Annotated in this window: 23 protein-coding genes and 1 pseudogene; 14 read left to right on the top strand and 10 right to left on the bottom strand. The window is 72.1% G+C overall.

What is annotated here, in order from left to right:
- Nucleotides 1-446: 446 nt before the first annotated feature.
- On the top strand, nucleotides 447-2,567 hold the full coding sequence (locus ACZ6BG_RS27910) for a PhoX family protein (protein ID WP_469007184.1): 2,121 nt from the start codon (nucleotides 447-449) through the stop codon (nucleotides 2,565-2,567).
- An 86-nt stretch (nucleotides 2,568-2,653) separates the two neighbouring features.
- Here ACZ6BG_RS27910 and ACZ6BG_RS27905 read toward each other — a convergent pair whose 3' ends face one another.
- The gene (locus ACZ6BG_RS27905; protein ID WP_469006394.1) at nucleotides 2,654-3,946 is read right to left on the bottom strand and encodes a hypothetical protein; all 1,293 of its coding nucleotides are present in this window, start codon (nucleotides 3,944-3,946) and stop codon (nucleotides 2,654-2,656) included.
- A 439-nt stretch (nucleotides 3,947-4,385) separates the two neighbouring features.
- Nucleotides 4,386-5,303 (bottom strand): annotated as a pseudogene (locus ACZ6BG_RS27900) (LysR family transcriptional regulator); the annotation flags it as partial.
- Between the two features lie 209 nt (nucleotides 5,304-5,512).
- Here ACZ6BG_RS27900 and snpA point away from each other — a divergent pair.
- The 5 genes from snpA (at nucleotide 5,513) to ACZ6BG_RS27875 (ending at nucleotide 8,472) form a co-directional block, all read left to right on the top strand.
- A complete protein-coding gene (gene snpA, locus ACZ6BG_RS27895; RefSeq protein ID WP_469006391.1) occupies nucleotides 5,513-6,193 on the top strand; it encodes a snapalysin in 681 nt (226 codons plus the stop codon).
- Between the two features lie 114 nt (nucleotides 6,194-6,307).
- A complete protein-coding gene (locus ACZ6BG_RS27890) occupies nucleotides 6,308-6,949 on the top strand; it encodes an HAD family hydrolase (RefSeq protein ID WP_469006389.1) in 642 nt (213 codons plus the stop codon).
- 106 nt (nucleotides 6,950-7,055) lie between these two features.
- Complete coding sequence (locus ACZ6BG_RS27885) at nucleotides 7,056-7,589, top strand: helix-turn-helix domain-containing protein (RefSeq protein ID WP_469006387.1); 534 nt, start codon at nucleotides 7,056-7,058, stop codon at nucleotides 7,587-7,589.
- On the top strand, nucleotides 7,586-7,882 hold the full coding sequence (locus tag ACZ6BG_RS27880) for a hypothetical protein (RefSeq protein ID WP_469006384.1): 297 nt from the start codon (nucleotides 7,586-7,588) through the stop codon (nucleotides 7,880-7,882). The genes ACZ6BG_RS27885 and ACZ6BG_RS27880 overlap by 4 nt, the downstream gene beginning before the upstream one ends.
- Before the next feature lie 173 nt (nucleotides 7,883-8,055).
- Nucleotides 8,056-8,472, top strand: coding sequence for a hypothetical protein (locus ACZ6BG_RS27875; protein ID WP_469006381.1), 417 nt, complete (start codon nucleotides 8,056-8,058; stop codon nucleotides 8,470-8,472).
- A 188-nt stretch (nucleotides 8,473-8,660) separates the two neighbouring features.
- On the opposite strand, the gene ACZ6BG_RS27870 is transcribed toward ACZ6BG_RS27875, so the two are convergent.
- Together ACZ6BG_RS27870 and ACZ6BG_RS27865 are read right to left on the bottom strand one after the other, a co-directional pair.
- On the bottom strand, nucleotides 8,661-10,658 hold the full coding sequence (locus tag ACZ6BG_RS27870) for an FUSC family protein (protein WP_469006378.1): 1,998 nt from the start codon (nucleotides 10,656-10,658) through the stop codon (nucleotides 8,661-8,663).
- Between the two features lie 368 nt (nucleotides 10,659-11,026).
- On the bottom strand, nucleotides 11,027-12,625 hold the full coding sequence (locus ACZ6BG_RS27865) for an MFS transporter (protein ID WP_469006376.1): 1,599 nt from the start codon (nucleotides 12,623-12,625) through the stop codon (nucleotides 11,027-11,029).
- Nucleotides 12,626-12,803: 178 nt separating this feature from the next.
- On the opposite strand from ACZ6BG_RS27865, the gene ACZ6BG_RS27860 reads away from it, so the two are divergent.
- The 3 genes from ACZ6BG_RS27860 (at nucleotide 12,804) to ACZ6BG_RS27850 (ending at nucleotide 14,363) form a co-directional block, all read left to right on the top strand.
- Nucleotides 12,804-13,559, top strand: coding sequence for a TetR/AcrR family transcriptional regulator (locus ACZ6BG_RS27860; RefSeq protein ID WP_469006374.1), 756 nt, complete (start codon nucleotides 12,804-12,806; stop codon nucleotides 13,557-13,559).
- 112 nt (nucleotides 13,560-13,671) lie between these two features.
- Nucleotides 13,672-14,211: a DUF7144 family membrane protein gene (locus ACZ6BG_RS27855; RefSeq protein ID WP_469006372.1), complete on the top strand. Its 540-nt coding sequence runs from the start codon at nucleotides 13,672-13,674 to the stop codon at nucleotides 14,209-14,211.
- Nucleotides 14,208-14,363: a hypothetical protein gene (locus ACZ6BG_RS27850; RefSeq protein WP_469006370.1), complete on the top strand. Its 156-nt coding sequence runs from the start codon at nucleotides 14,208-14,210 to the stop codon at nucleotides 14,361-14,363. The genes ACZ6BG_RS27855 and ACZ6BG_RS27850 overlap by 4 nt, the downstream gene beginning before the upstream one ends.
- On the opposite strand, the gene ACZ6BG_RS27845 is transcribed toward ACZ6BG_RS27850, so the two are convergent.
- Nucleotides 14,360-15,268, bottom strand: a complete 909-nt coding sequence (locus ACZ6BG_RS27845; protein ID WP_469006368.1) for a LysR family transcriptional regulator — start codon at nucleotides 15,266-15,268, stop codon at nucleotides 14,360-14,362. The genes ACZ6BG_RS27850 and ACZ6BG_RS27845 overlap by 4 nt on opposite strands.
- 290 nt (nucleotides 15,269-15,558) lie before the next feature.
- Between ACZ6BG_RS27845 and ACZ6BG_RS27840 the strand changes: the two genes are divergently transcribed.
- A complete protein-coding gene (locus ACZ6BG_RS27840) occupies nucleotides 15,559-16,863 on the top strand; it encodes an SGNH/GDSL hydrolase family protein (RefSeq protein ID WP_469006365.1) in 1,305 nt (434 codons plus the stop codon).
- 105 nt (nucleotides 16,864-16,968) lie between these two features.
- Here ACZ6BG_RS27840 and ACZ6BG_RS27835 read toward each other — a convergent pair whose 3' ends face one another.
- On the bottom strand, nucleotides 16,969-17,364 hold the full coding sequence (locus ACZ6BG_RS27835) for a hypothetical protein (protein ID WP_469006363.1): 396 nt from the start codon (nucleotides 17,362-17,364) through the stop codon (nucleotides 16,969-16,971).
- Between the two features lie 227 nt (nucleotides 17,365-17,591).
- Between ACZ6BG_RS27835 and ACZ6BG_RS27830 the strand changes: the two genes are divergently transcribed.
- The 4 genes from ACZ6BG_RS27830 to ACZ6BG_RS27815 all read left to right on the top strand — a co-directional run bounded on the left by ACZ6BG_RS27830 (nucleotide 17,592) and on the right by ACZ6BG_RS27815 (nucleotide 21,970).
- Nucleotides 17,592-18,653 (top strand): ATP-binding cassette domain-containing protein, encoded by a 1,062-nt coding sequence (locus tag ACZ6BG_RS27830; protein ID WP_469006361.1) that lies wholly within the window; start codon nucleotides 17,592-17,594, stop codon nucleotides 18,651-18,653.
- Entirely contained in the window at nucleotides 18,650-19,495 is an 846-nt protein-coding gene (locus ACZ6BG_RS27825; protein ID WP_468454167.1) for an ABC transporter permease, read from the top strand. The genes ACZ6BG_RS27830 and ACZ6BG_RS27825 overlap by 4 nt, the downstream gene beginning before the upstream one ends.
- 118 nt (nucleotides 19,496-19,613) lie before the next feature.
- Nucleotides 19,614-20,861: a hypothetical protein gene (locus tag ACZ6BG_RS27820; RefSeq protein ID WP_469006358.1), complete on the top strand. Its 1,248-nt coding sequence runs from the start codon at nucleotides 19,614-19,616 to the stop codon at nucleotides 20,859-20,861.
- An 89-nt stretch (nucleotides 20,862-20,950) separates the two neighbouring features.
- The gene (locus tag ACZ6BG_RS27815) at nucleotides 20,951-21,970 is read left to right on the top strand and encodes an endonuclease/exonuclease/phosphatase family protein (RefSeq protein WP_469006356.1); all 1,020 of its coding nucleotides are present in this window, start codon (nucleotides 20,951-20,953) and stop codon (nucleotides 21,968-21,970) included.
- Nucleotides 21,971-22,277: 307 nt separating this feature from the next.
- Here ACZ6BG_RS27815 and ACZ6BG_RS27810 read toward each other — a convergent pair whose 3' ends face one another.
- The 4 genes from ACZ6BG_RS27810 to ACZ6BG_RS27795 all read right to left on the bottom strand — a co-directional run bounded on the left by ACZ6BG_RS27810 (nucleotide 22,278) and on the right by ACZ6BG_RS27795 (nucleotide 25,388).
- On the bottom strand, nucleotides 22,278-23,054 hold the full coding sequence (locus tag ACZ6BG_RS27810) for an SDR family NAD(P)-dependent oxidoreductase (RefSeq protein WP_469006353.1): 777 nt from the start codon (nucleotides 23,052-23,054) through the stop codon (nucleotides 22,278-22,280).
- Nucleotides 23,047-23,538 carry a cupin domain-containing protein gene (locus ACZ6BG_RS27805; protein ID WP_469006351.1) on the bottom strand — a complete coding sequence of 164 codons (492 nt, stop codon included), beginning with the start codon at nucleotides 23,536-23,538 and terminating at the stop codon, nucleotides 23,047-23,049. The genes ACZ6BG_RS27810 and ACZ6BG_RS27805 overlap by 8 nt, the downstream gene beginning before the upstream one ends.
- A 192-nt stretch (nucleotides 23,539-23,730) precedes the next feature.
- Entirely contained in the window at nucleotides 23,731-24,546 is an 816-nt protein-coding gene (locus ACZ6BG_RS27800) for a hypothetical protein (RefSeq protein WP_469006349.1), read from the bottom strand.
- Nucleotides 24,547-24,788: 242 nt separating this feature from the next.
- Nucleotides 24,789-25,388 (bottom strand): hypothetical protein, encoded by a 600-nt coding sequence (locus ACZ6BG_RS27795; RefSeq protein ID WP_469006345.1) that lies wholly within the window; start codon nucleotides 25,386-25,388, stop codon nucleotides 24,789-24,791.
- Nucleotides 25,389-25,831 lie beyond the last annotated feature (443 nt).

Genomic DNA, 25,831 nt, shown 5'->3' with positions numbered 1-25,831 from the left:
TACCTGCGGCAGACGTACCTGCGGCAGGCGTACCGGCCGCAGAGCCATCCGCAGTCGACGCCGACGCTTCCCCGGCGGGCACCGCAGCGGCCGACGCTTCCTCGGACACCGCAGAGGCCTCCTCGGGCACCGCCGAAGTCGACCCCGAGGCCCCCTCGGGCACCGTAGAGGAGGAGGACCGTCGGAAGACGGCTCGCAGACGTCCCAGAATGCCCATGTGCGCAACCCTTCGCATGACTTGTTCCCGGAGCCAGCCCCTGGCCATGAGGGACACGTAAGGTTAGCGGCCGCCGCTCGGGGCGGGCAGACGGGCCGGGCCTGACACGGATTCACCCGCCGTTCACCCGCAGTCCCCCGTGGAGCTGGCCGCCACCCTTAGCCTCCAGCCGGAATCACCGGCAAAAAGAAGCCAAAGCGCCGTCAACCGGCCACCCATGGAGGACCCCGTGCGCAAGCTGCTGCCCCTGATCACCTCTCACCCGGGCGGCTCCGGCGGCCGCTCGGCCATGACGTGCCGGTTCCGCTGCGGCGACGCCTGCTTCCACCCGGTGCCCAACACCAGCGACAACGAGTACATGGGCGACGTCATAGCCGGCGCCCTGAGCCGCCGCTCGATGATGCGCGCCGCGGCCGTGGTCACCGTCGCGGCCTCCGCCGCGGGCGGCCTCGCCCTCGGCCCCGGCGCCGCGGAGGCCCAGGCCGCCGCCGGAGACGCCGCGGCCGCCGAGGCGAAACGCAGAAGCAAGAAGGCGGCCCGCGGCCTCCGCTTCACCCCGGTCGCCCCGAACACCGCCGACACGGTCACCGTCCCCGGCGGCTACGGCCAGAACGTCGTGATCCGCTGGGGCGAGCCCATCCTGCGCGGCGCCCCGGCGTTCGACGCGGACAAGCAGACCGCCAAGGCGCAGGCGGGCCAGTTCGGTTACAACAACGACTTCCTCAGCCTGCTCCCGCTGCGCGGCGAGAAGCACGGGGAGGAGCACGGACGTCAGATCCTCGTGGCGAACCACGAGTACACGGACGAAATCCTGATGTTCAAGGGGTACGACGCCAAGAACCCCACCCGCGAGCAGGTCGAGATCGCCTGGGCGGCGCACGGCCTGTCCGTGGTCGTGGTCGAGGGCGAGCGCAAGAGCGGCGCCCTGCGCGCCGTACCGCGCCACCAGCTCAACCGCCGCCTCACCGTCACCAGCAAGTTCCACCTCACGGGCCCGGCCGCCCGCAGCGAGTTCGTCCGCACGAAGGCGGACCCGCGCGGCGTCACCGTCTTCGGCACCCTCAACAACTGCTCGGGCGGCACCACCCCGTGGGGCACGACGCTGCACGGCGAGGAGAACTTCAACCAGTACTTCGCCCACGCGGACAAGGTCACGGACCCGACGCAGGCGGCCCGCCTGAAGCGGTACGGCGTCGCGGGGGCCGAGTCCGAGCGCAAGTGGGAGCGTTTCGACGACCGCTTCGACCTCACCAAGGAGCCGAACGAGCCGAACCGCTTCGGCTGGGTCGTCGAACTGGACCCGTACGACCCGGACTCGGTCCCGCGCAAGCGCACCGCGCTCGGCCGCTTCAAGCACGAGGGCGCCCAGCCCCGCCTGACCAGCGACGGCCGCCCGGTCGTGTACATGGGCGACGACGAGCGCTTCGACTACGTCTACAAGTTCGTCAGCAGCAAGCGCATGGCCAAGGGCAACTCCCGCTGGGCCCGCGAGCACAACCTCACGCTCCTCGACGAGGGCACCCTGTACGTCGCCAAGTTCACCGGCGACTCCCCGGCCGCGGAGATCGACGGCACGGGCAAGCTGCCGTCCGACGGCGAGTTCGACGGCAGCGGCAAGTGGATCCCGCTGGCCACCGCGTACGCGGGCGGCAAGGCCGTCTCCCACGTCGAGGGCATGACCGCCGACGAGGTGTACGTCTTCACGCGCCTCGCCGGTGACAAGGTCGGCGCCACGAAGATGGACCGCCCCGAGGACATCGAGCCCTCCCCGAGCAGCGGCAAGGTGTACGTCGCCCTGACGAACAACACCGACCGCGGCAAGCCCGGCAAGGACGGCGCCGACGAGGCCAACCCGCGCAACCTCAACAAGCACGGCCAGGTCCTGGAGCTCACCGAGTCCCGCAACCGCCCCGAGTCCACCCGCTTCGGCTGGAACCTCTTCCTCGTCGCGGGCGACCCGAACGACCCGGCCACGTACTTCGCGGGCTTCCCCAAGGACAAGGTCAGCCCCATCTCCTGCCCCGACAACGTGGCCTTCGACCCGCACGGCAACCTGTGGATCTCCACCGACGGCAACCAGCTCGGCTCCCACGACGGCCTGTTCGGCGTCGCCACGAAGGGCGACCGGCGCGGTGAGCTGAAGCAGTTCCTCACCATGCCGAAGGGCGCGGAGACCTGCGGCCCCCTCGTCCAGGAGCGCCGCGTCCTGGTGGCCGTGCAGCACCCGGGCGAGATCGACGGCGCGTCCGTCGAGAAGCCCGCGAGCGTCTGGCCCGACGGCCCCGGCAAGATCGTCCGCCCGGCGGTCGTGTCGGTGTGGCGCAAGGACGGCGGCGACATCGGCGTCTAGTGCGTCCAGTGCGTCTGTCAGTGGCGCAGTGAGTACGTGGATGGGGCGCCCCTCGGGGGAGGGGCGCCCCATCCACGTACCGCGACTTACTGGCCCTGCTGCTTGCGCCGGTACATCGCGAAGCCCAGGCCCGCCGCGCCGAGCGCCGCCATGCCGCCGCCCGCGGCGACCAGCGGGGTGCCGTGCGAGGCCGGGGAGGCGTTCTCGGCGCCGGCCTTCACGCCGCCCCGCGGGACGGCACGGTCGGACGCGGAGGTGCCGGTGCCCGTCCCGGTCCCCGTGCCGCCGGTGTGCGTCGCCGGCTTGCCGCCGGTGCGGCCCTCGACCCAGCCCTTCATGGTGCCGTCGGGGTTGAGGACGAAGTGGGCGCCGTTGTGCTGCCCGTACGCGGCCTTGTTGCCGCGCTGCTCGAGGGTGTCCCAGACGATCTTCTTGCCGCCGCTCGGGGACTTGGCGATCATGTCGGCCTCGTACCCGCCCTTGGTCTTGTAGACCTTGGCGTCGAAGCCGGTCCTGCCGAGGTTCGTGTACTCGCGCACGAAGGTGCGCTTCTTCGCGGGCTGCGGCTTGGGCTTCGGCGGGGTCGGCTTGCCGGTCTTGGTGACGGTGCCGTCGGCGGTGAGCGTGAAGACACAGCCGCCGATCCTCGTGGAGGCGGGCTTGATGTACGCCTGCACGGAGCCCTTGGCTTTGCCGTTCAGGAAGATCTGCGCCTTGGCGCTGCGGGCGGAGGCGTTCACGTCGACCTTGGCGGTCCAGCCGTGGCCGAGGGAGACGGTGCCCTTGGACTCCCAGCCGCCGGGGACCGGCTTGTCCTTGTCCTTGTCGCGGTTGTCCTGGTCGCCGCTGCCGGACTTCGTGACGGAGCCGTCCGCGGCCAGCGTGAAGGTGTAGCCGTCGATCTTCGTGCTCGCGGCGGCGCCGTCGGCGTTCAGCGAACCCTTGGGGGTGCCGTCGAGGGAGAGCTGCGCCTTGGCGGCACGCGCGGAGGCGCTCACCTCGACGTCCGCGGTCCAGCCGCCGCCCAGCGAGACGGTGCCCTTGGACTCCCAGCCGCCGGGGACCGGCTTGTCGGGGTCGGTCTTGTCGTCGGGGCTGGTCTTGTCGTCGGGCGTCGTCCTGTCGTCGGGCGTCGTCTTGTCGTCCGGGGTGGTCCTGTCGTCCGGGCCCGGCGTCGGGGTGACCTCGTCGTCGGGCTTCGGGGGCGGCGTGACCTCGCCGTCCGGCTTCGGTGCGGGGGTGCCCTCGTCGTCCGGGGCGACGTGGGACTGCGGGGTGGACGGTGCGTCCGCGAACGCCGCGGTGGTGGGGACGGCGAGCGCGGCGATCGCGCCGGTGGCGATGGCGGCGGTGCGGATGGTGCGTCGGGTGGCGCGCATGGCGTGACTTCCCTCGTGGCTGGCTTACGTACTGTCCGTCTTTGTGCCCCTTTGCGGTGGCGACGGATATGAAGCTACGGGCGCCATGTGTGCGTCATCCGTAGGGAACGTAACAACCGGCCGGACGCCGTGACGCGGAACCGTAAAACGGCGAAAACCACAGGTCAGATGGGGTCTAGAGGGGGGTGGGGCGAAGGTCCTGAGAAGCTGCGGGACCAAGGTCCGGGGGTGGGGCGGGGGTGGGGAGCGGGGCGGTGACGGGGCCCGCGACCGGGGCGGTGACGGGGGCCGGGCTCGGAAGGGAGACCGGTATCGCCACGGAGACCGGCACCGAGGCCGGGGCGGTACCTCGCCCGTCGCCGTATCTCGCGTCGCCGTGTCTCTCGCCGTGTCTCTCGGCGAGTCTGTCGTCGCGTCTGCCGCCGCCCCTGCCGCCGAGGAGCCAGTCCTGGTAGGCCGGGGCCTCCGCCGCGGCCTCCCAGTACGCGGCCTCCAGCTCGCCGTAGACCGCGTCGAGCTCCGCCGTCGTACGGGCGGCTACCAGGAGGCGGACGCCGAGCGGATCGCCGTACAGGGGTCTGACGGCCATGTCGGGTCTCGCCACCGAGGTGGGCTGGCAGACGGTGACGACCTCGCCGGTGGCGACCAGGGTGGCGGCGGTGAGGTAATCGCCGTGCAGGACGCGCGGGTTGAGCCCGGCCTCCCGCAGCACTCTTTGCAGTCCGTCCCATTCGCCGTCGACCGTCGGGTCCACCATCCAGCGGTCGGCGGCGAGGTCGGTGAGGTGGACGACGTCCTTGCGGGTCGCGGGATGGTCGGCGGCGAGCGAGACGAACTGCGGTTCGCGGTCGACGAGGACGCGTCTGCGCAGCCCGTCGGGGAGGCGCAGCGGACAGCCCTCGACCTCGTGGACGAAGGCGATGTCAAGCTGACCGGCGGCCACCATTTGCAGGAGCGCGTTCGCGGAGACGTCCATCTGGAGGGAGGTCTCGGTGCCCGGCATACGGTGTCGGAGGCGGCGCAGCCAGCCCGGTATGGCGCGGCTCGCGGTGGAGCCGATGCGCAGGTGCGGGGTGCCGTCGTCGGCACGCGCGGCCGTGGCCCGGGCCTCGGTGACCAGGGCGCGCATCTCCACGACCAGGGGGCGGGCGCGGCTCAGCACGACGCGGCCGAGGGGGGTGGGGCGGCAGCCGGTGCGCTCGCGGGCGAACAGCTGGCCGCCGACGGCGTGCTCGATGCGGCGCAGCTGGGTGGTCAGGGAGGGCTGGCTCATGCCGAGTTGGCGGGCGGCCTTGTGCAGGCTTCCGGTGTCGGCGATGGCACAGAGTGCGCGGAGATGCCTGACCTCGAGCTCCATGGGCGTGAGACTAGAACGGCTGACGTGCTCACACCAGCCTCCCAAACCCCTACGGACCCCCATGAGTTGGCACGTATGACCGGTGTCCGGATGTGCGGCGATAGCACCGCCCTATCGCCATCTGCCATCATCCGCGGGCGCCGTGGCTCCCCGACACTCACGGATACCGAAACGTTCACCTTTCACCGAACGAGTAGGGAGCCCCCCACATGCACAAGCGTTATCTGTCCGTCGCCGCCGCCCTCGGCCTCGCCGCCGCCGCGCTCGGAACGTCGACCGTCGCCTCGGCCGCCGACTCCCCCCGGGCCGGTGCCGAGAAGTCCTCGGTGTCCACGGCCGCCTCCGTCGCCCGCTACCAGGGCTCCGGCGAAGAGGCCGCCGCGAACAAGGCGTTCTTCGAGGCGGTCGTCAAGGCCGTCGCCGAGAAGCGCGCCGCCAACCCGGGCGCCAAGGCCGTCACCGTGACGTACAACGCCTCGCAGGCTCCGTCCTTCCGTCAGCAGATCGCGTCGTCCACCTCCATATGGAACGCCGCCGTCACCAACGTCAAGCTCCAGCAGGGCACCAGTGGTGCGAGCTTCTCGTACCGCGAGGGCAACGACCCGCGCGGTTCGTACGCGAGCACCGACGGCCACGGCCGTGGCTACATCTTCCTCGACTACCGGCAGAACCAGCAGTACAACTCCACCCGCGTCACCGCCCACGAGACCGGGCACGTCCTCGGTCTCCCCGACAACTACCGGGGCCCGTGCTCCGAGCTGATGTCGGGCGGCGGCCCCGGCACGTCCTGCCAGAACGCGCAGCCCAACGCGGCTGAGCGCGCCCGCGTCAACCAGCTGTGGGCGAATGGCCTTGCCAAGGCGATGAAGCAGGTCCAGAAGCAGGGCTGACTCCGTGTCGGCCTGACCTGACCCTTCCCCGACGCCGCCCGTTTCGTGAGACCGGGGCTTCACCCCAGGTTTCGCGAAGCGGGCGGCGCGTCGTGTACGCGTACCCTGACCGGGATGATCCACACCATCGCGTTCGACGTCGGCGAGACCCTTGTCCGGGACGACCGTTACTGGGCAGCCTGGGCAGACTGGTTCCACGTGCCACGGCACACGGTGTCGGCGATCGTGGGTGCTGTCGTCGCTCAGGGAAAGGACAACGCCGAAGCGCTGCGGCTGATCCAGCCGGGTATCGACATCAGGTCCGCCTATGACGCCCGTGAGGCGGCCGGACGCGGTGAGTACCTCGACGAGACGGATGTGTACGACGACGTCCGCCCCGCGTTCGCAGCACTGCGTGAGCAGGGCATCCAGATCATTGTCGCCGGTAACCAGACTGTGAAGGCAGGGGAGTTGCTGCGTGGCCTCGACCTGCCCGCCGACCTGATCGCCACCTCCGGCGAGTGGGGCGTCGCCAAGCCGGACCCACGGTTCTTCTCCCGCGTCGTCGAGGCGGCGGGCGTTACGGCCGAGCAAGTGCTGTACGTCGGCGATCACCCGCAGAACGACGTCTTCCCGGCCCGCCGGGCGGGGCTGCGCACCGCGCACCTGCGCCGGGGCCCGTGGGGCCACCTCTGGGCGGACGACCCCCAGGTGGTGGCGGCCGTCGACTACAGGATCAACGGGCTGTTGGACCTCCTGCGGATCGTCCCCGGCTGACTCGAAAAACCCCTACGTGTCCTGCGGGTCGGGTGCGGCTGATCGCATATCCCGTATGAGGCCGCATGAGTACCGTTCGAGGGGGATGCCTTGAACGGAGCCAGCCATGCCTGCACCCACCGACCACATCGGCCTGCGCATCGCGGCGGCCCGCAGGGCCAAGCGCCTCACCCAGGCCGACCTTGCCCGAGCGAGCTACCTGTCGCTGTCGGAGATCAAGAAGATCGAGCAGGCACGTCGCACGCCCAGCGACAACGCCCTTGAGTCGATCGCGGCAGCACTGGGTGTCGACGCGACCCGACTGGAACGTGGCCACACCGGCACCGAGCGCCGTGTCCACGCCGCCCTGCCGGCCATCTCGCAGAGCATCGCCGCGTACGACATCGATCGGCCGGTCTGCGCGCACTGGAGGCCGCCGTCGACGCCGCCCCCGCCTTCGGTACAGACGAGGCGAGTGCCTGTCGCGGGGCACTCCACATGCGCGCCGCCGTCATCGCGGGCCGTGCCGAAGACGCGGCAGCGGCCGAACTCCATCTGGCGGAGGCCCGCAGGCTGGGGGACACAGTTCCAGAAGGCACCTATCTCGGCACGGCCTTTGGACCCGAAAGCGTGCGCATCCACGAGGTGTCGGTGGCCGTGAGCCTCGGTCCCGACCACGTGGACCGTGCCTTCGCGGTGGCCGAGTCGTGGAACCCGTCCGTCGATCTTCCCGCCGAACGCCGCTCCGGTTTCTGGATCGAGCTTGCTCGCGCCCAACTGTGGGGCGGGCGTATAGACGACGCCTTCGATTCCCTCAAGACGGCCCGCGCCATTGCACCCCAGCACACCCGCGAGCACCCGTGGGCGAGGGAGACGGCGGGCACGCTGCTGCGGCTCAGGCGCGTCGACGAGGAGAGCCTGGCCCGCTTCGCGGCGTGGACCGGAGCCGTGTGACGTCAGCCTCCCGGGGGAGTTCCAGGGACACAGCCTGTGTCCCTGGCCGCCCTTCCCGGAACCCATGATCTGTCCACCGGCATGGGAGGGAGCCGCACATGGACGGCATGGGCACCGGTACACCGACGCCTGACAGAGGTGCGGTTTGCGATTGGCTCGCGAAGGCACACCCGGTGCCGCGGCAGGCCATGGCGGAGTGGGCGAACCACGGAGTGGCGCTGCTGCCGCTCGGCGCGCGATTCGACGCTGTACGCGTCCCGGCGTCGCGCGTCCACGCTGCGGTAGGCAGTGACGAGCCGGGAGTGGTGGCGGAGACACTCGGCGAGTGGCTGCGCGGACCCGTCATCCGTGACACGAGGACGGGACAGGGCACGTACTACGTACTCGTGGCCCTGGACGCGGAATGGGTGGGTGCGGAGGATCGTCTCGGCGCGGGCACGTATCTGGCTGTGCCGCGTGTCGGTGAGCAGGTCTCACCGGTCACGTACTGGGTGGTCAGGCCGTCTCGCCGCGGCGGCCTGTGCGACACGGCTCACCTTGCCGCGCTCCTCGCCGTCGCCGGGACGGCGGAGACGGGAGCGGGTCGATGAACCTCCCGCTGCCTGCGTCTCACCTTGATCAGCAGGTCCAGGAGGCGTACGAGGCCTACCTCCGGCACGTGGACAACTGCGCCGACTGCCAGGGCGAGATGGACTGCTGCGAGGGTGCCCGCCTGCGTCAGGAACAGCGAGCGGCGCAGCGGTCCTGCCTGCGCGAAAGCGCTGGGGAGGGTGCTGCCTCACCCCCGGGGTGACGCCACCGCGCGGGCCGCGCCGACCTCCTGGCGCAGCGGCTCCAGGACGCTGTCCTTGGAGCCGGTGAACTCCACCGGTACCGGTACGAGGACTTCGACTTCGCGCAGGGCCTCGGCCAGTTCGCTCAGTTGGCGCGAGACCTCGCCGACTTCCCCGGCCCCGGGCGCCTCGGCGCCGTGCCGCACCCGTACCCGCGCCGCGGTCGTCGCGTCGACGATGCGTTCGACGGCCACGACGAGGGGCCACCACGCGGCGGCGCGCGCGCCGGTCGGCGGGGGTTCGGTCAGGGCGCGCTGGAACTCGGTGCGGATGTCGGAGAGGTCGCGGTAGAGGCGGCGGCGCATGCGGGCACGGGCGGCCGGGGCGGTGGCGTCGGAGCCGGGGCCGAAGGCGCATTCGACGTAGCGGGCCGTGTCGGAGACGGCGTCGGCCAGGCGGTCGCCGATGCGGGTGTGCCAGCTCTCCGGCCAGAGGAGATAACCGGCGACCAGGGCGATGGCGCAGCCGATGAGGCTGTCGACGAGGCGCGGCACGACGAGCCCGAACCCCTGGTGGTTGAGGACGTCGGAGAGCAGGAGGATCACGGGGGTGATGGCGGCTGTCTGGTAGCCGTAGCCGCGTGGAGTGAGTGCCGGGATGAGGGTCGCGAGGACCAGGACCACGGGGACGTCCCACCAGCCGCGTTCCACGGCCGAGAGGACGGCCGCGGCCACGACCAGGCCCACCGCCGTGCCGAGCGCCCGGAGCACCGCCCGCGAGAACACCGAGCCGAAGTCGGGCTTGAGGACGAACGTGATGGTCAGGGCCACCCAGTACGAGCGCGGTACGTCGATGAGGGACACCAGCGCCTGGGCGATGCCGATGCACAGGGCGAGGCGCAGGCCGTAGCGCCAGGACGCCCCGGAGAGGATGACGTTGCGGGTGGCGCGCCGGGCGCGGACCCGCAGTGCGGCCGGGCGGCCGAGGCGGTCCTCGGCGTGCACGACGGTGAGCGGGTCGGGGTCGGCGAGGGTGTCGGCGGCGTGCCGCAGGGCGTGGTGCACGGCGCGGGCGGCGGCGCCGTGCGGCTCGGGGAGCTCCTCGGGCAGGCCGAGGTCCGCGTAGCCGGCGGCGCCGCCGCGTTCGCCCCGTTCCCCGCGCTCCACGGCCGTGGCCAGCTCCCGCATGGCGGCGGGGAGTTCGGGCGGAAGCTTCTCGCCGTACCGGTGGGCGACCGGGGCGGCCTCCACGACGGGGGTGACGGCGTTCAGTTCGGCGATCAGGCGGACCAGGTCGGGGCTGCGGCCGTGGTCGCGGGCGCGGCGGGCGAGGACCAGGTCGTACGCCTGGTTGAGGGACGCGGTGACGGCCGCGCGGGCCTGGTCGTACGCCTCGTCGTCGCCGTCGCCGGTGCCCGCGGCGTCCAGGAGGGCGGCGGCGTTCCGGTACGTCGCGGCGACCGCGGCGCGTTCCGGTACGCCCGATCGCAGGGGCCACGCGAGGAGGGCCAGGGCGAGGACCAGGAGGCCGCCGCCCGTCATCAACGCCGGCGCCAGCCACCACTCGCCGGGCAGTGGAAGGCCCGCCCCGATCACGCAGTTGAGCAGCAGCAACAGTCCCGACACGGACGCCACCGCGCCGATCGTCGACATCATCCCGGAGACCAGGGCGACCAGGGTCACCGCTGCCACCGCCGCCCAGCCGTGGCCGAAGACCAGGGCTCCCAGGGTGACTCCGAGGGCGCCGAACAGTTGGGGCACCGCGATGTTGAGGATGCGCATGCGGTACGCGTCCGCCGTGTCGCCGATCACCCCTGACAGGGCGCCCATCGCCGCCAGTGCGCCGTACGTCGGTTTCCCTGCCGCCGTGCCGATCGCCAGGGGCAGCGACATCCCGATCGCCGCCCGGGTGACGGCTGCCCATGGGATGGGGGCGGGTTGCGGTTTGAGTGACCTGACCAGCCAGTCGGGAGGGGTGAGGGGGCGGAGGGTGCGGTGCCGCATGGGGTCATTATCGCTGGGGGTGGGTGAGCTGGGGCGATGCGGGTGGGGTGCCCTCGCGGGGGCGCCCCGGTCCCGCCCCTTCTCCGAAACCGGGGCTGCGCCCCGGACCCCGCTGATCGGCGCTCCGCGCCTCGTCCTCAAGCGCCGGACGGGCTGAGACTTCGCCGGGGCGGGCCGGTAGGCGTCGGTGGGGTGGGGCCGTGGGTGCCGGGCTGTTGGCCAGGCTGTGGACAGGTGGGGCGGGTGGGTGGGGGAGAGCCCGTCGTGGGGTTCCCCCCTGCCGGGACGGCGACGGCCGCCCGGCGCGGGGAGAGCGCGGGGCGGCCGTCGGTGCGGTGGGCCGGGGCGCGGGGCCCGGGGCCGTGGGCTCAGAGGCCGGGCTTCGGGGCCGTGGCAGCGGCCTCGTCGGAGGCGGGCGCGGCAGCACCCGCCGATTCCGTACCGGCCTCCGGGGCCACCACCGCGTCTGTGGGGGTGCGGTCCTTCATCAGGAGGAGGGAGAGGGCCGCGGCGACGAGGACACCGACGGCACCGACCACGAAGCTCGTGGACATCGCCTCGGTGAAGGCGTCACGGGCGGTGTGGATGAGGGCGGTGTTGCCGGTGCGCGCGGCCTCCGCGAAGGCCTCGACGATGGATTCGTCGGCCTTGCCGGGGGCGTCGGCGGGCATCTCGTTGCCGTACGTGTGGGACAGGATGGAGCCGAGGACGGCGACGCCGAGGGCCGCGCCGGCCTGCTGGACGGTGTCGTTGAGGGCCGAGCCGACACCGGCGTGCTCGGCGGGGACGGCGCCCATGAGGGCGGCCTGCGCGGCCGGCATCGCCAGGCCGCCGCCCATGCCCATGAGGACCATGGCGACGGTGACCATGCCGAAGCCGTCACCGGGCTGGAGCGTGGTGAGGGTGAAGAACCCGGCGGCGGTGATGGTCAGGCCGAGGGCCACCATCACGCGGTTGCCGGCCTTCTGGCCGAGCGTGGCGCCGAGGGTGTTGAAGATCAGGGAGGCGATGGCGAGCGGCGCGAAGGCCCAGCCGGTGTCGGTGGGGGAGTACTCCAGGACGAACTGGAGGTACTGGCTGAGGACCAGCATCAGGCCGCCGTTGGCGAAGGTCAGGAGCACGATGGAGAAGCTGGCCCCGGTGAAGACGCGGTTGCGGAAGAGGGACAGCGGCACCATCGGCTCGGCCACGCGGGTCTCCCAGAAGCCGAAGCCGACCAGGGAGAGCAGGGTCACGATCGCGGCGACGTACACCTTCGGGTCCTCAAGACCGACCTTCGGCCACTCGGTGATGGTCCAGACGAGGGAGACCATGCCGACGACCGACAGGATCATGCCGACCGGGTCGGCCTTGCGCCAGGGCCCCTTGGACTCGGGCATCAGGACGACCGCGGCGACGATGGCGAGCACGGCGATCGGGACGTTGATCAGGAAGACGGCGCCCCACCAGAAGTGACCGATCAGCGCGCCGCCGAGGACCGGTCCGCCGACGAGGCCGACCATCGCCACGGCGCTCCAGGCCGCGATGGCCTTGGGCCGCTCGTCCTCGTCGAAGACGGTGATGAGGATCGACAGGGTGCTCGGCATGATCAGCGCGCCGCCGACGCCCATCAGGACGCGTCCGGCGATCAGTTGCTCGGGCGAGTCGGCGACCGTGGCGAGCAGCGAGGCCGCGCCGAACAGCAGCAAGCCGATGATCATCACCTTGCGGCGGCCGAACCGGTCCGAGAGCGATCCGGAGGTCAGCAGGAGTCCCGCGAACACCAGCATGTACGAGTCGAGGATCCACTGGAGGTCCGAGGCGCTCGCGTCCAGGTCCTCCGCGATCGGCGGGACCGACACGGTCAGCACCATGTTGTCGACCACCAGGACCAGCGTGCTCAGGCAGAGCACGACCAGGATCAGCCACCGCTTCGGCTCCCGCGCCACCGCTTTCGCGGCCGCTGCCTTCGTTTCCGACCCGTCCATTCAGGACCTCCCCAATGGGTGATTCACGAGTGATTCACGCGTACTTCCGTACGCCGTTCGCTGACTCCGAACACTGTACGTACGCCGCACACTGTTCGCAACCCCCGAACGGCGTGCGCCCGCTGCGCTAGGGTGGAGGCGACGAGACGCACTCGCCGAGCAGAAAAGGGGTGGCCGCATGCCACGCGCCGCGCAGCCGACCAAGCCGTCGTCCGACCCGTCGACCGGGTCCGTGTGGACCCGTCCACAGCGCTCACGCCGCGAGCAGCCCGCGCTCAGCCGCGACCAGATCGTCGCCGAGGCCGTCGCCCTGCTCGACGCCGACGGCATCGAGGCGCTGAGCATGCGCAAGCTCGGCACCCGCCTGAACGCCGGGGCGACCTCGCTCTACACGCACGTGTCCAACAAGGACGAGCTGATCGAGCTGGTCGTGGACCAGGTCTACGGCGAGATCGAGGTGCCCAAGGCCGCCTCCCGCGCCGAGTGGCGCGCCGCCGCCCTGGAGTGCGGCAACAACGTGCGCTCGGCGATCCTCGGGCACCCCTGGATCGCCTCCGTGCTCGGCGAGATGGGCATGTCGTACCTGGGGCCGAACATGATGCGGCTCACCGAGGACATGCTGGAGCTCTTCGAGTCCGGCGGCTTCGACCTGGACCAGGGCGAGATGGCGCTCAAGACCATCTGGTCGTACGTCCTCGGCATCGCCGCCACCGAGGCCGCCTGGATGACGGCGCTGGCCCGCAGCGGCCAGAGCGAGGACGAGTGGCTCGCGGGGATGGCGTCGATCGCCGAGCAGGCCATGGCGCCCTACCCGCGCATGCGCCGGCTGCACGCCGAGCAGACCTCGGCCGGAGTGGGCGAGACCCGCCGCAGCAACTTCGACCAGGGGCTCGACTGCATCCTGGACGGGCTGGAGGCCCAGCGCAGGGGCTAGGCACCCCCGGCCGGGGGCAGGCTCGGGCGGGGGTCACGGTCCGCGTGCGGTCGGCGCCCCGAATGGCCCGCCCCACCTGGCCCTTCGCCCGGCCGCGCCAGAGGCTCGGACCATGGATTCTGCACAGCGCGACGCGCGGCGCGCCACCGCATCCGCGGTCTCCGGCCCCACCCTGTTCGCCGGTGTCCTGATGCTCGTCAACGGCGTCCTCAGCGTCCTCGCGGGCATCACGGGCATCGCGAAGGACGACGTGTACGCCCGCCTCGGCGACTACGTCTACAAGTTCAACCTCACCACTTGGGGCTGGGTCCACCTGGTGCTCGGCATCGTGGTCGCCGTCACCGGGTGGGGCGTTCTCAAGGGCATGGAGTGGGCCCGGGGCGCGGGTGTGGGGCTCGCGGCGGTGAGCATCGTCGCCCAGTTCCTGTGGCTGCCGTACACACCCCTGTGGGCGCTCGTCTCGATCGCGCTCGGCATGTTCGTGATCTGGGCGCTGTGCACGGACGGGGCGGCGGCGGACGGGGCGGCGGCGAACGGGTCGGGCGCGGACCGTCCCGGCACGGATCGTCCCGGCACGGATCGTCCCGGCACGGATCGTCCCGGCACGGATCGTCCCGATGCGGATCGTCCCGGCGCGGCCCCCGGCCTGTGAACCCGCCCGCCGCCGCCCTCGGCGACCAGTTCGTCGCCAAGTGGACCTCGCCGCAGGGCGCGCGGTTCCTCGCGGCGGGCGCGAAGCTCGTCGACGGTGGAGAAACGGACGGGCGGGCGGGAGAACGATCCGCCGCGAAGCGGGCGGTCTAGAACGCCGCAGGCCCTCCGTTCGCGGCGAGAACGTCCCGCACCGTCCGAATGAACGCGTCCCCGCGAGACCCCTGACTGCCGGTCCGCCACACCAGCGCCACATCCGCCGTCGGCAGGTCGTGCACGGGTACGAACACGACGTCCGGCCGCGCGTAGTACGTCTCCACGGAGGCGATGACCGGGGACACCCCCTGCCCCGTGGCGACGAGGGTCATCAGCTCCTGGAACGTCGCCACCGCCTGCCCGCGGCGGATCTCGCGGCCGCTCGGCGTGCGCGGCGGCACATGGAAGTCCCACCAGTAAGCGGGCGCGCCGCCCGCCACCCGGAAGAACGTCTCGCCCGCCAACTCCTCGAAGGACAGGGAGGTCCGGTCGGCGAAGCGGTGGCCGACGGGCACGGCGAGGGCGCGGTGTTCGTTGATGACGACGGGGCCCACCGTCAGGTCGGGCTCCTCCACCGGCAGACACGTGAACAGCACGTCGATGTCGCCCGCGCGCAGCGCCCCCAGCGGATCCTGGAACTGCGTCTCGCGCATCCGCACCTCGCACCCGGGGCACCGCTCCCGGAACAGCTTCAGGATCGGCTGCGTGAGCGACCCGGCCCCGGAGCCGAGGAAGCCGACGCCCAACTCCCCGTCGATGCCCCGCGCCTGGTCCTTGGCGCGGGCCACGGCCTCCTCCATCTGGTGGTGCAGCGGCGCCAGCTCGTCGTACAACTGCCGTCCCAGCGGGGACATCCGCACCACGCGGCTGGTGCGTTCGAAGAGCGGGGCGCCGATCTTGCGCTCCAGCTTCTTCACGGTCTGGCTGACCCGCGCCTGCGAGAGCAGCAGCCGCTCGGCGGTGCGGCCGAAGTGCAACTCCTCGGCGAGGGTCAAAAAGGTCTGCAGTTCCTGGCGTTCCATGCGCGCTCCCCCTTGCGTAAGGCCTGAGAACCTGCGTGAGGCCTGAGCACTTGTGTCAGGCCTGAGCACTTGCGTACGGCCCGAGAGCGGCAACACCGGCAGGCCCCCGCATCCTTCCCCGCCCGCCTGACCTGCATCGATAAGCCTCGGCTTCGAGATCGTTTCACGGATCGCCGTTGATGGTCCCGCGCGATCGGCGGATCTTTGAGGAGTCGGAGCGGCAAGCCCGCCGCACCGGCTCAGGAACCGGGAGAACCCGGTGCCGCCGTGCCAACCTCCAGGAGCACCCCATGTTTTCGCGTACCCGCACCCTCGCCGTCGCTGTCGCCCTCGCCGTCACCGCCGGGACCGCCGTCACCGTCGCCCAGGCCTCCGACGGCGGCGCGGGCCAAGGCCGCCACGCGGCCGGGAAGGGGGTCGCCTGGTCCGCCGCCTGGGCCGCTTCGCCGCAGCGGCCGAGCACCGGGTTCAAGGCCAACTGGTCCGAGGCGGGCTTCGACAACCAGACCGTGCGGCAGGTCGTCCGTGTCACCGAGGGGGGCGACAGAGCCCGCGTCCGCCTCTCCAACGCGTACGGAGCGTCGCCGCTGCACATCGCGAGCGCCACCGTCGCCCGCACCGAGGGCGGCAAGGGCGCGGGCGTCGAGCGCGGCTCGGTGCGCACGCTGACCTTCGGCGGCAAGAAGTCGGTGACCGTCCCGGCGGGCGGCCAGCTCTCCAGCGACGCCGCCGGACTCGACCTGGACCGCTTCGAGTCCGTCACCGTCACGCTGCACCTGGCCCGCACCACCGGGCCCGCCACCTTCCACTCGCAGGCCTTCGCGACCAGCTACCGGGCCGACGGCGACCACACCCGCGACACCGGCGCCGAGGCCTTCAAGGAGTCGACCGAGTCCTGGTACTACCTGTCCGGCGTGGACGTGGCCGACAGCCGCAAGGACGGCAGGCACGCCTCGAAGCGGGACGGCGTCGTCCTCTTCGGCGACTCCATCACCGACGGCTTCGCCTCCTCCACCGACCTCAACCGCCGCTGGTCCGACGCGCTCGCCGAGCGCCTCGCCAAGTCCGGCGAGCCCCGGCCCGTCGTCAACTCCGGCATCGGCGGCAACATGGTCCTCAACGACTCGGCCTGGTACGGCGCCAAGGGCACCGGGCGCATCGGCCGGGACGCCCTCGACCTGCCCGGCGTCGGCACCGTCGTGATTCTCGAAGGCCTCAACGACATCGGCTTCAGCGAGACCGACAAGCCCACCTACAAGCCCGCGCCGATCGTCAGCGCCGACGAACTCATCGCCGGACACCGCAAGTTGATCCGCGCCGCCCACGACAAGGGCCTGAAGGCCGTCGGCGCGACGCTGCTCCCGCTCGGCGGCTCCGACCACTACGGCGAGCGCGCCGCGGCGGTCAGCAACGAGTTCAACGAGTGGGTGCGCACGTCGGGTGAGTACGACGGCTACGTCGACTTCGACAAGGCCCTCGCCGACCCGAAGGACCCGGAGCGGATCCGGCCCGCGTACGACAGCGGCGACCACCTGCACCCGAACGACGCCGGGTACGCGGCGATGGCGCGGGCCGTCGACCTCGGCTCGCTCTGAGAGCCCGGCTGAGCACGGCGGCACGTGCGGCCGGGGCGGCTGGTCCGCCCCGGCCGCTCCGTCGTGCCCGGGCCCTCCGAAATGCCCGGACGCGGGACCGTACGGTCACTCCCGCGTGTAGAAGCGGTAGAACGTCATCGCGAACACGCTCGCGGCCACCACCCCCGCCATCCCCACCGACCGCAGCACACTCGCGTCGGTGAGGCTGTACAGGAAGCCGAAGGACACGCCCGCGAAGGTCGCCCAGGCCGCGGCGCGCAGCTCGCGCGGCAGGGCGGGGGCGAGGCGGCGCACGGCCACGTAGAGCGCGCCGAAGGCGACGCCCGAGACCACGCCGAAGAGGACGTTCCCGCCGGTGATCGGTCCGCCGCCGCGGTGGTTCGCGGCGGCCCAGAGGCCGTAGACGACGGCGAGGAGGGCGGGGCCCGCCCAGGTGCCGGTGAGCGCGCGGATGCCGGGAAGGGTGGGGGTGCCGGGCGCTCCGTGTGCGGTGTGAGCCATGACGGCTCCTCTCTGCTCACGCCTTGCGGTGTACTGCGCACGCCTTGCGGCGTCCCATCAAGGAAACACCCGTTCGACCCCGCGCTCCACCGGAGCCCGTGCCACTCTGGGAATCGGCCACCCGTTCGGCGATGAGTTTCCGCCGCGGGCCCGGTCTCCCCTCATGACGAGCCGCAGCCGAGCAGCCGACGAGCGGCCGACGATCCGCAATCGGAGGGCGCAGGGACATGAGCAGCAAGCAGCCGCACCGGGGCCCCGGGCCCGGTGGCCTGGCCATCGAGACCGCGGGCCTGGTGAAGACCTTCGGCGACAACCGCGCGGTCGACGGCGTCGACCTCGCCGTACCGGCCGGAACGGTCTACGGGGTCCTCGGGCCGAACGGCGCGGGCAAGACGACGACCGTGAAGATGCTGGCCACGCTCCTGCGCCCGGACGGCGGCGAGGCGCATGTATTCGGCCACGACGTGGTCCGCGAAGCCGACACCGTCCGCGGCCTGGTCAGCCTCACCGGGCAGTACGCCTCCGTCGACGAGGACCTCACCGGCACCGAGAACCTGGTGCTCCTGGCCCGCCTGACCGGCCACGGAAGGAAGGCCGCGTACGGCCGCGCGGAACAGCTCCTCGACGCCTTCGGCCTCGGCGACGCCGCGTCCCGCCAGGTCAAGAACTACTCGGGCGGCATGCGGCGGCGCATCGACATCGCCGCGTCCATCCTCAACACCCCCGACCTGCTGTTCCTGGACGAGCCGACGACGGGCCTCGACCCACGCAGCCGCAACCAGGTCTGGGACATCGTCCGCGCGGTCGTCGGCCACGGCACCACCGTGCTCCTGACCACGCAGTATCTGGACGAGGCCGACCAGCTCGCCGCCCGCATCGCCGTCATCGACAAGGGCAAGGTCATCGCCGAGGGCACCAAGGGCGAGCTGAAGGCGTCCGTCGGCGCGGGCTCGGTGCACGTCCGCCTGCGCCACGCCGAGCAGCGCCCGCAGGCCGAGGAGGTGCTTCGCGTCGCCCTCGACGCCCAGGTCCAGCTCGAACCCGACCCGGTCGCGCTCACCGCCCGCGTCGGCGGCGGCCCGGCGAACGGCCGGGGCGCGGCCGAGCAGGCCTCACGGGCCCTCGCCGAACTGGCCCGCACCGGCATCACCGTCGACAACTTCTCCCTGGGCCAGCCCAGCCTCGACGAGGTGTTCCTCGCCCTGACCGGCCACCCCAGCGAAACCGGTTCCCCCGACGGCGGCCCGGACACCCCGCAGGACCTGAAGGAAGCCGAGGTCTCCCGATGAGCACCGCGACCACCACCGAGGCCCAGGACCTCGCGCCCGTCCGCACGGAGTCCCTGGCCGAACTGCTCATCGCCAAGGAGCGGCCGCCGCGCCCCAGTGCCCTCTCCACGTCCCTGACCTTCGGCTGGCGCGCCATCCTCAAGATCAAGCACGTGCCGGAGCAGTTGTTCGACGTCACGGCGTTCCCGATCATGATGGTGCTGATGTACACGTACCTCTTCGGAGGGGCGCTCGCCGGATCCCCGCGCGAGTACATCCAGTACCTGCTCCCCGGCATCCTGGTGATGTCCGTCGTCATGATCACGATGTACACGGGCGTCTCGGTCAACACCGACATCGAGAAGGGCGTCTTCGACCGCTTCCGCTCGCTGCCCATCTGGCGGCCGTCGACGCTGGTCGGCTATCTCCTCGGCGACGCCCTGCGGTACGCGATGGCGTCCGCCGTGATGCTCACCGTCGGCATCATCCTGGGCTTCCGCCCCGACAGCGCGCTCGGCGTCCTCGGCGGCGTACTCCTGCTGCTCGTCTTCTCGTTCGCCTTCTCCTGGGTGTGGACGATGTTCGGGCTGCTGCTGCGCACCGAGAAGTCCGTCATGGGCGTCAGCATGATGGTCCTGTTCCCCCTGACCTTCCTCAGCGACATCTTCGTGAAGCCCGAGACCATGCCGGGCTGGCTCCAGGCCTTCGTCAACAACAACCCCGTCACGCACGTCGCCTCCGCCGTCCGCGGCCTGATGGCGGGCGACTGGCCGGGCGCCGACATCGCGTGGAGCCTCGGCTGGGCGGGGCTGCTCGTGGCGGTGTTCGGACCGGTCACGATGCGGCTGTACAACCGCAAGTAGCCGTACGGGGCGGACCTTCGGCGGCGCGCCGCCGCCGTCCCACAAAGGCGGGGAATCCTGCCCCCATATGCAGTGACCCCGGTCGCGGCCCACGCGCCCGGGGTCTTGCCTTGAGGACGTGCTCCGACGTCCCCGCGCCGCCCTGTCCGCCGTGCTGCTCGTCCTCGCCTGCCTGCTCGTCCCCCTCGGCACGGTCTCGACCTGGGCGAAGTACGAGATCGAGGACACCGACGCGTACGTCGCCACGATGGCGCCCCTCGCCTCCGACCCCGACGTCCGCGCCTCCGTCGCCGACGCGGTGACGGACTCCGTGATGAAGGAGATCGACGCCGGTCCGCTGCGGTCCACCGTCGCCTCCTTCGTCCGCGACGCCGTGCACTCCTTCACCGAGACCGGTGCCTTCCAGGCCGCGTGGAACGCCGCCAACCGGGCCGCCCACGACGCCGTCCAGTCCGCCCTCACCCACGACTCCGACGGCGCCGTCACCATCGACCTCGCCCCCATCACCGAGCAGGTCAAACGGCAACTCACCGAGGAGGGCACGCCGTTCGCGAGCCGCATCCCGGTGCGGCACACCGAGGTCACCGTCATGCAGGCGCAGGACCTCGGCCACTTCCGGAAGGGCTTCCGCATGCTCCAGGTCGCCGGTCTCTGGCTGCCCGTCACCGCCGTGCTCCTCGCCGCGGGCGGCATCCTCCTCGCGGTACGCCGCCGCCGCGCCGTCACCGCCACCGCCCTCGGCACGGCCATCGGCGCCGCCGCACTCGCCGCCGCCATCGCCGTCGGCCGCGGCCTCACCCTCGACGACCTGCCCTCCGACGTCTCCCGCGCCGCCGCGGGCGCCGTCTACGACGCCCTCACCGACACACTGCGCACGGCGTCGTGGGTGATCGTGGGAGTGGGGGTCGTGGTGGGGGTGGGGGTTTGGGTGAGTGGGCGGGTGGGGTGGTGGGTCGGTGAGGGGTCGGCTGTGTCTGGTGGGGGCTCGGCTGTGGGGGTGGCTGTGTCCGGTGGGGGCTCCTCTGGGGTGGGGTCGCGCGGTGTGGCTGCTGGGGCGGGTGCCTCTGGTGTGACCGGCGGGGTCGGTGCGTTTGGTGGGAGTGGCGAGACCGGTGCCTCCGGCGCGACCGGCGCTTCTGAGGCTTCCGACAGCCCCGACAGCCCCGACAGCCCCGACAGCCCCGACACTCCCGGCGCGACCGACAACCCCGACGCCCCCTCCGTGCCCAGCGAAGCCCGCACCCCCTCCGTGCCCAGCGACCCCCGCACCCCCTCCGCGCCCAGCGAAGCCGACCCCTCCGGCGCGCCCCGCCCCGCGGACTCCCCACCCCTGCGCAACCCCGCTCCCGCCCCTCCGCGTCCCTGAGGGAGGATCTGTTCTGAGGACGTGGCGAGTGCGGGCGCGCCGGTGACAGCCCCGCCGCCCCGGCGACGAAAGGGCGACCCTTGGAGCACGTGACGGCAGCGCCCACCTCCCCCGAGGCCGAACCCGGCGGCCATGTGGACGAACGGCGGCCGCGGAGCCACCGGGTGGCCGCCTGGACCGCCGGAATCCTGCTCGTCGGCGTGAGCGCCGTCCTCGGCTGCCGCATCGCCGACACCGACGCCGTCACGCCCGTACCGCAGGTCCTCGCCTTCCTGCCGTGGCTCCTCGTGCCCGCCGCCGCCGGGCTGCTCCTCGCCGCCCTCGGACGCTGGCGCGTCGGCCTGGTCTGGGCCGTGGCCGTACTCGCCGGACTCGCCTGGTTCATCGAGCCGTACGGCAAGCTGTCCGACCCGGACGGGCCGCCCGTCGCCGAGGTGCGGGTGCTCGCGTCCAACGTCGAGTTCGGACGCGGTACGCCGGGGCTGATCAAGGCGATACGGGAGCGGAAGCCGGACCTCGTCTTCGTCTCGGAGTGCGATCGGGCGTGCGACGGGAAGCTGCGGGACGCGCTGCCGGACTCGGCGTACCCGTACCGGGCGGCCGTCGCCTCCGCCGGGGACGACGGGGCCGACGGGTCGGTGATCCTCAGCAATGTGCCGCTGAAGGAGGCCGCCGGGGTGCGGGGGACGCTGGGGATGCCGGGGGCGGTGGCCGAGGTGAAGGGGATTCCGGTACGGGTGCAGCTCGCGCATCCGATGCCGCCGACGCCGGGGGACCTCGGGCGGTGGCGGGCCGAGTTGGGGCGGCTTCGGGACTACGCCGCCGCGGGGGACGGGCCCACGATCGTCGCCGGGGACTTCAACGCCACGCAGGACCACGCGGCGTTCCGCCGGGTCCTCGATGCCGGGCTGCGTGACGCTGCCCGCCTTTCCGGGGCATCCCGCACCCCGAGCTGGCCGACGGTGCTGCCGCGGCCGTTCGGGGCGCAGATCGACCATGTGCTGGCCTCGGGCGACTTCGCCGCGCACGACGCGCGGTTCCTGGAGATCGGGGACACGGATCATCGGGCCTTGCTGGTGGACTTGACGTTGCATCGGGACGGGGGCTGAGGGCCTTGCCGGGGGCTCCCCAATCCCACCCCTTCCCGAAACCGGGGCTCCGCCCCTGGACCCCGGGGTGGGTGTCCCCTTCGGGTGGGCCGGGGGCGCCGCCGAATCGGCGCTCCGCGCCTCGTCCTCAAACGCCGGACGGGCTGAGAGGTGCCGGGCTCTTGCTCGGTCTGTGACTGGTTGGGGCGGGTGGGTGGGAGAAAGCCCGTCCGGCGCTTGAGGACGAGGCGCGGAGCGCCGACGAGCGGGGTCCAGGGGCGCAGCCCCGGTTTCGGAGAAGGGGCGGGACTGGGGCGCCCCGCGAGGGTCACCACGTGGAGCGCGCACTCACCCCACCGTCAACCACCAGATCCACCCCCGTCACCCACCCCGCCGCGTCCGACGCGAGAAACACACACGCGGCCCCGACGTCCTCGGGCCGCCCCAGCCGACCGAGCGGCGCAGCCCGCCCCCACCGCTCGACCCCGTCGGGCCACTCCGAGGCCAACGAGGGATGCCCGATGAGCCCGGGCGAAACGGAGTTGACCCGCACCCCCCGCCCCCCGTACTCGACGGCGGCAGCCCGAGCGAACATGATCAGCGCGGCCTTGGCGGCGGAGTAGTGCGCGTGCCCGACGGCAGGCTGATGCCCTTCGATGGACGCGATGTGGGTGACACTGCCACCCCCGTCCTGCCCGGCCATGACCCCGACGGCGGCCTGCGTGCAGCAGAACGCGCTGGTGACGTTGGCGTCGTACATCCCCCGCCAGTCCCCGGCGGACATCCCCGCGAGCCCCTGCACGGGCTGCACCCCGGCGTTGTTGACGAGCGAGTCGAGCCGCCCCCGCCAGCCGTACGCCTCCTCGACGAGCCGCCGGCACTCCCGCTCCTCGCCCAGATCGGCGGCGACGACGAGGGCGTCACCGCCGGACTCCCCGATCTCCTCGGCGACTTCCCGCGCCCGCTCGGCACCTTTGTTGCAGTGCACGACGACCGCGGCGCCCGCCCGCGCGAAGCTGCGCGCGATGCCGCCGCCGAGGAGTCCGCTGGCGCCGGTGACGAGCGCCACCCGCCCCGCCAGTGAGGGCAGCCCGGCATCAGACACGACACAACCTCCGGATCAGTTCGGCTTGTTGGGGGTAGCGGGCGGCCAACACGTCCGGGTCCCCGCCCTCGTAGTCCGACTCCAGGAACCCGGGAGCCATGGTCGTCCCGAACAGCGACCACTCACCGCCGTCCCGCACCCGCGCCCCCATCCATGTCCCCGCGGGCACGACGAGCTGGAACTCCTCCCCGTCCCCGTCGCCCAGTATCCGCAGCTCGTCCGTCCCGTCGGGGTGGAGCAGCAGGAGGTCGAGGGGGTCGCCCTGGTAGAAGTGCCAGACCTCGTCGGTGGGGAGGCGGTGCAGCGCGGAGAAGTCGCCCGTGGCGGACGTCAGGAGCATGATGATCGCCGTCCCGGAGGGGTGGCCGGTCGCGGTGTCCGGCGGCCCCGCCCACGTCTGGCGGAAACGCCCGCCTTCGAAGGGCAGTGGTTTCAGCCCGTACCGGGCGATCAACTCCTCGGGCGTCACAGGGGATCTCGCCATGCCGCTCCCTCGCCTGCCTCTCCGTCGCCGCACTCGCACCAGGTGGTCCCGCCCGTGGTCTTGCCCGCGCGCTCCGGCAGCACGGTAACCCCCCACCGGTCCGTCACGGTTCCGACAAGCAGCAGCCCCCGTCCGTCTTCGGCCAGTTCACGGACGGAGGTTTCACCCCGACGAAGGGCACGATGGCCCGCGCTAGCCCCCGCACCCCTCCCGCCGCCCCAGCGCCCCGCTCACGTACTCCACCCGCACGGCCTCGCTCTCCCGCACGGTCCACAACGTGCCCCGGGACGGGCTCCAGTCCCGCCCCACGAGAAAGATCCGGTCCCCGGACACGTAGAACAGCCGAAGCCCCGAGTACCGGTACCCGTACGCGCTGCCCTTGCCGCTCACGCGCTGGTCGCAGACCCCGTCGCCCCGGATCATCAGGTCCTTCTCGCTGAAGACGACGACGCTGGGGAAGGCGGGGGTGTTCACCGCCCGGGTGGCTTCCTCGGCGCGGCCCCGGCCGACGATCCCGGCGTACGAGGTCACGGCCCAGAACAGCGAGAGCACGCAGAGGACGAGGGTGAGCGCCCAGATCTGGAGCCGATGATGCTGCTCGGCGGCGTCGGGCCGGGTGTGGGCGTACCCCGTGGCGAGGAGACAGGGGATGGCGGTGAGGGGGATCGCCAGCTCGAAGAAGGCCGGGTGCAGGCGGTAGCAGGCGAAGAGGGCGACGGGAAGCAGCCAGCTCCAGCGCAGGCGCGGTACGAGGGACTCGGCGCGGCCGGGGTTCCTCGTGAGCCACGCGCGCAGGACGACGGCCGCGAGCAGCACGCCCACGACCAGCCAGGCGGGCAGGAACAGGGCTTGGACGCTGCGCAGCAGGTAGTCGCTGGTGGACAGGCGGAAGACGGAGTCGCGGAGTTCGAAGGCGCGGGTCTCGGCGTCGGTGCTGGCCCAGCCGAAGTAGAACAGGACGGCGGCGAAGAGGGAGACCAGGGAGCCGATGGTGCCGAGGAGCTCCATCCAGCCGGGGCGCGCGGGGCCGTCGGGTGCCGGGTCCGGTGGGGGCGGGGGCGGTGGTGGTGCCGGGGGCGGGGTGGGCGGAGCGGGGTCCGGGGCGGGTACGGGGGCGGGCGTGGGCGCAGGCGTGGGGGTCGGCGCGGGCGTGGGGCTGGGGGGCGGTGTCGGCCCCGGGCGCAGGCTTCGGAGGCGCGCGGCCAGTGATCCGACCCGGGACCCGGTGCGCGGTCGCGGTGCGGCCATGGTCAGGAGCGACTGACCGTCAGCAGACCCGCGTCCAGGGAGATGGTCCGCGTCCGCAGTGTGACCCGTACCTTCCCGTCAGGCGTGTCCTTCGGCACGGCGAACTTCACGTTGGTGTTGTGGCAGCAGGGAGGGAAGTTGTCGTCGGGGAGCAGGGGTACCTTCTGGCCGTCCAGGTGGACCGTCACCTCGCTGGGCCAGGTCCCGTGCACCCATACCGATTCCTCGGGCGCCGCCTTCTCGGGGCTCATCCCCATGATCTTCGCCGGACAGGCCTGAGCGCTCCCCGACGCCGGGCGAATGCGGACCTTCCCCTTCGGGTGGGCGATGCGGAATTCGGCCAGTTGCATCAGGGTGCGACGGCCCGCGACGTACTTGCAGTCCCCGGACGGCTGATTCCTGATGGCGTCGTACGCGTCGATCACGGTCCGCCATTCACGTTCCTGCCCGCCGACCGCGAAGCACGCACCGATCAGCCCGTCGATGAGTTTCCACCCGGCCGGATTCTGCTGCCATCTCCCCGGCCCCGCCGTTTCGTACCACCCCTTGGCCCTCTGACAGTTCCTGTCGTGAACCAAGTCGTAGATGTGGTCGGTGTTCATGGCGTCGAAGGAAGGGGAGCCGGGTCCGGGCAGGGTCCACGAGAACTCCTTCTCCGGCTCCGGCCGAGGACGCGGATCCGACGACCTGCCCCCCGAGCCCCCGCCCTTCCCGCCCTCCCCGGGCTTCCAGGTGGACCCCCCGCTGCCACCCCCGTCCCAGGTGGAGCCGCTGGAGCTGCTCGAACGACCGGGCTTCCCGGAGCCGCCGGAGGAGGAGGGCCCGGGCTCCCCGTGCCCCGACCGGCCGCCGTTTGACGAACTCCCGGAGCCATCGGAAGGGCCACCGGAAGGGCCACCGGAAGAGCTGCCGCCGCCCTCCCCGTTCGACTCTCCGGACGAATTCCCCGACCCGTTCGATGAGCCATTCGGTGATCCGTTCGGGGAACTGCTCTGCGAATCCCCTGATCCACATCCGGATATCACGAGAGCCCCGGTCACGCCGA

This window comes from Streptomyces sp. NPDC041205, from assembly GCF_055591765.1.
This window is presented reverse-complemented; position numbering and strand designations above follow the sequence as displayed.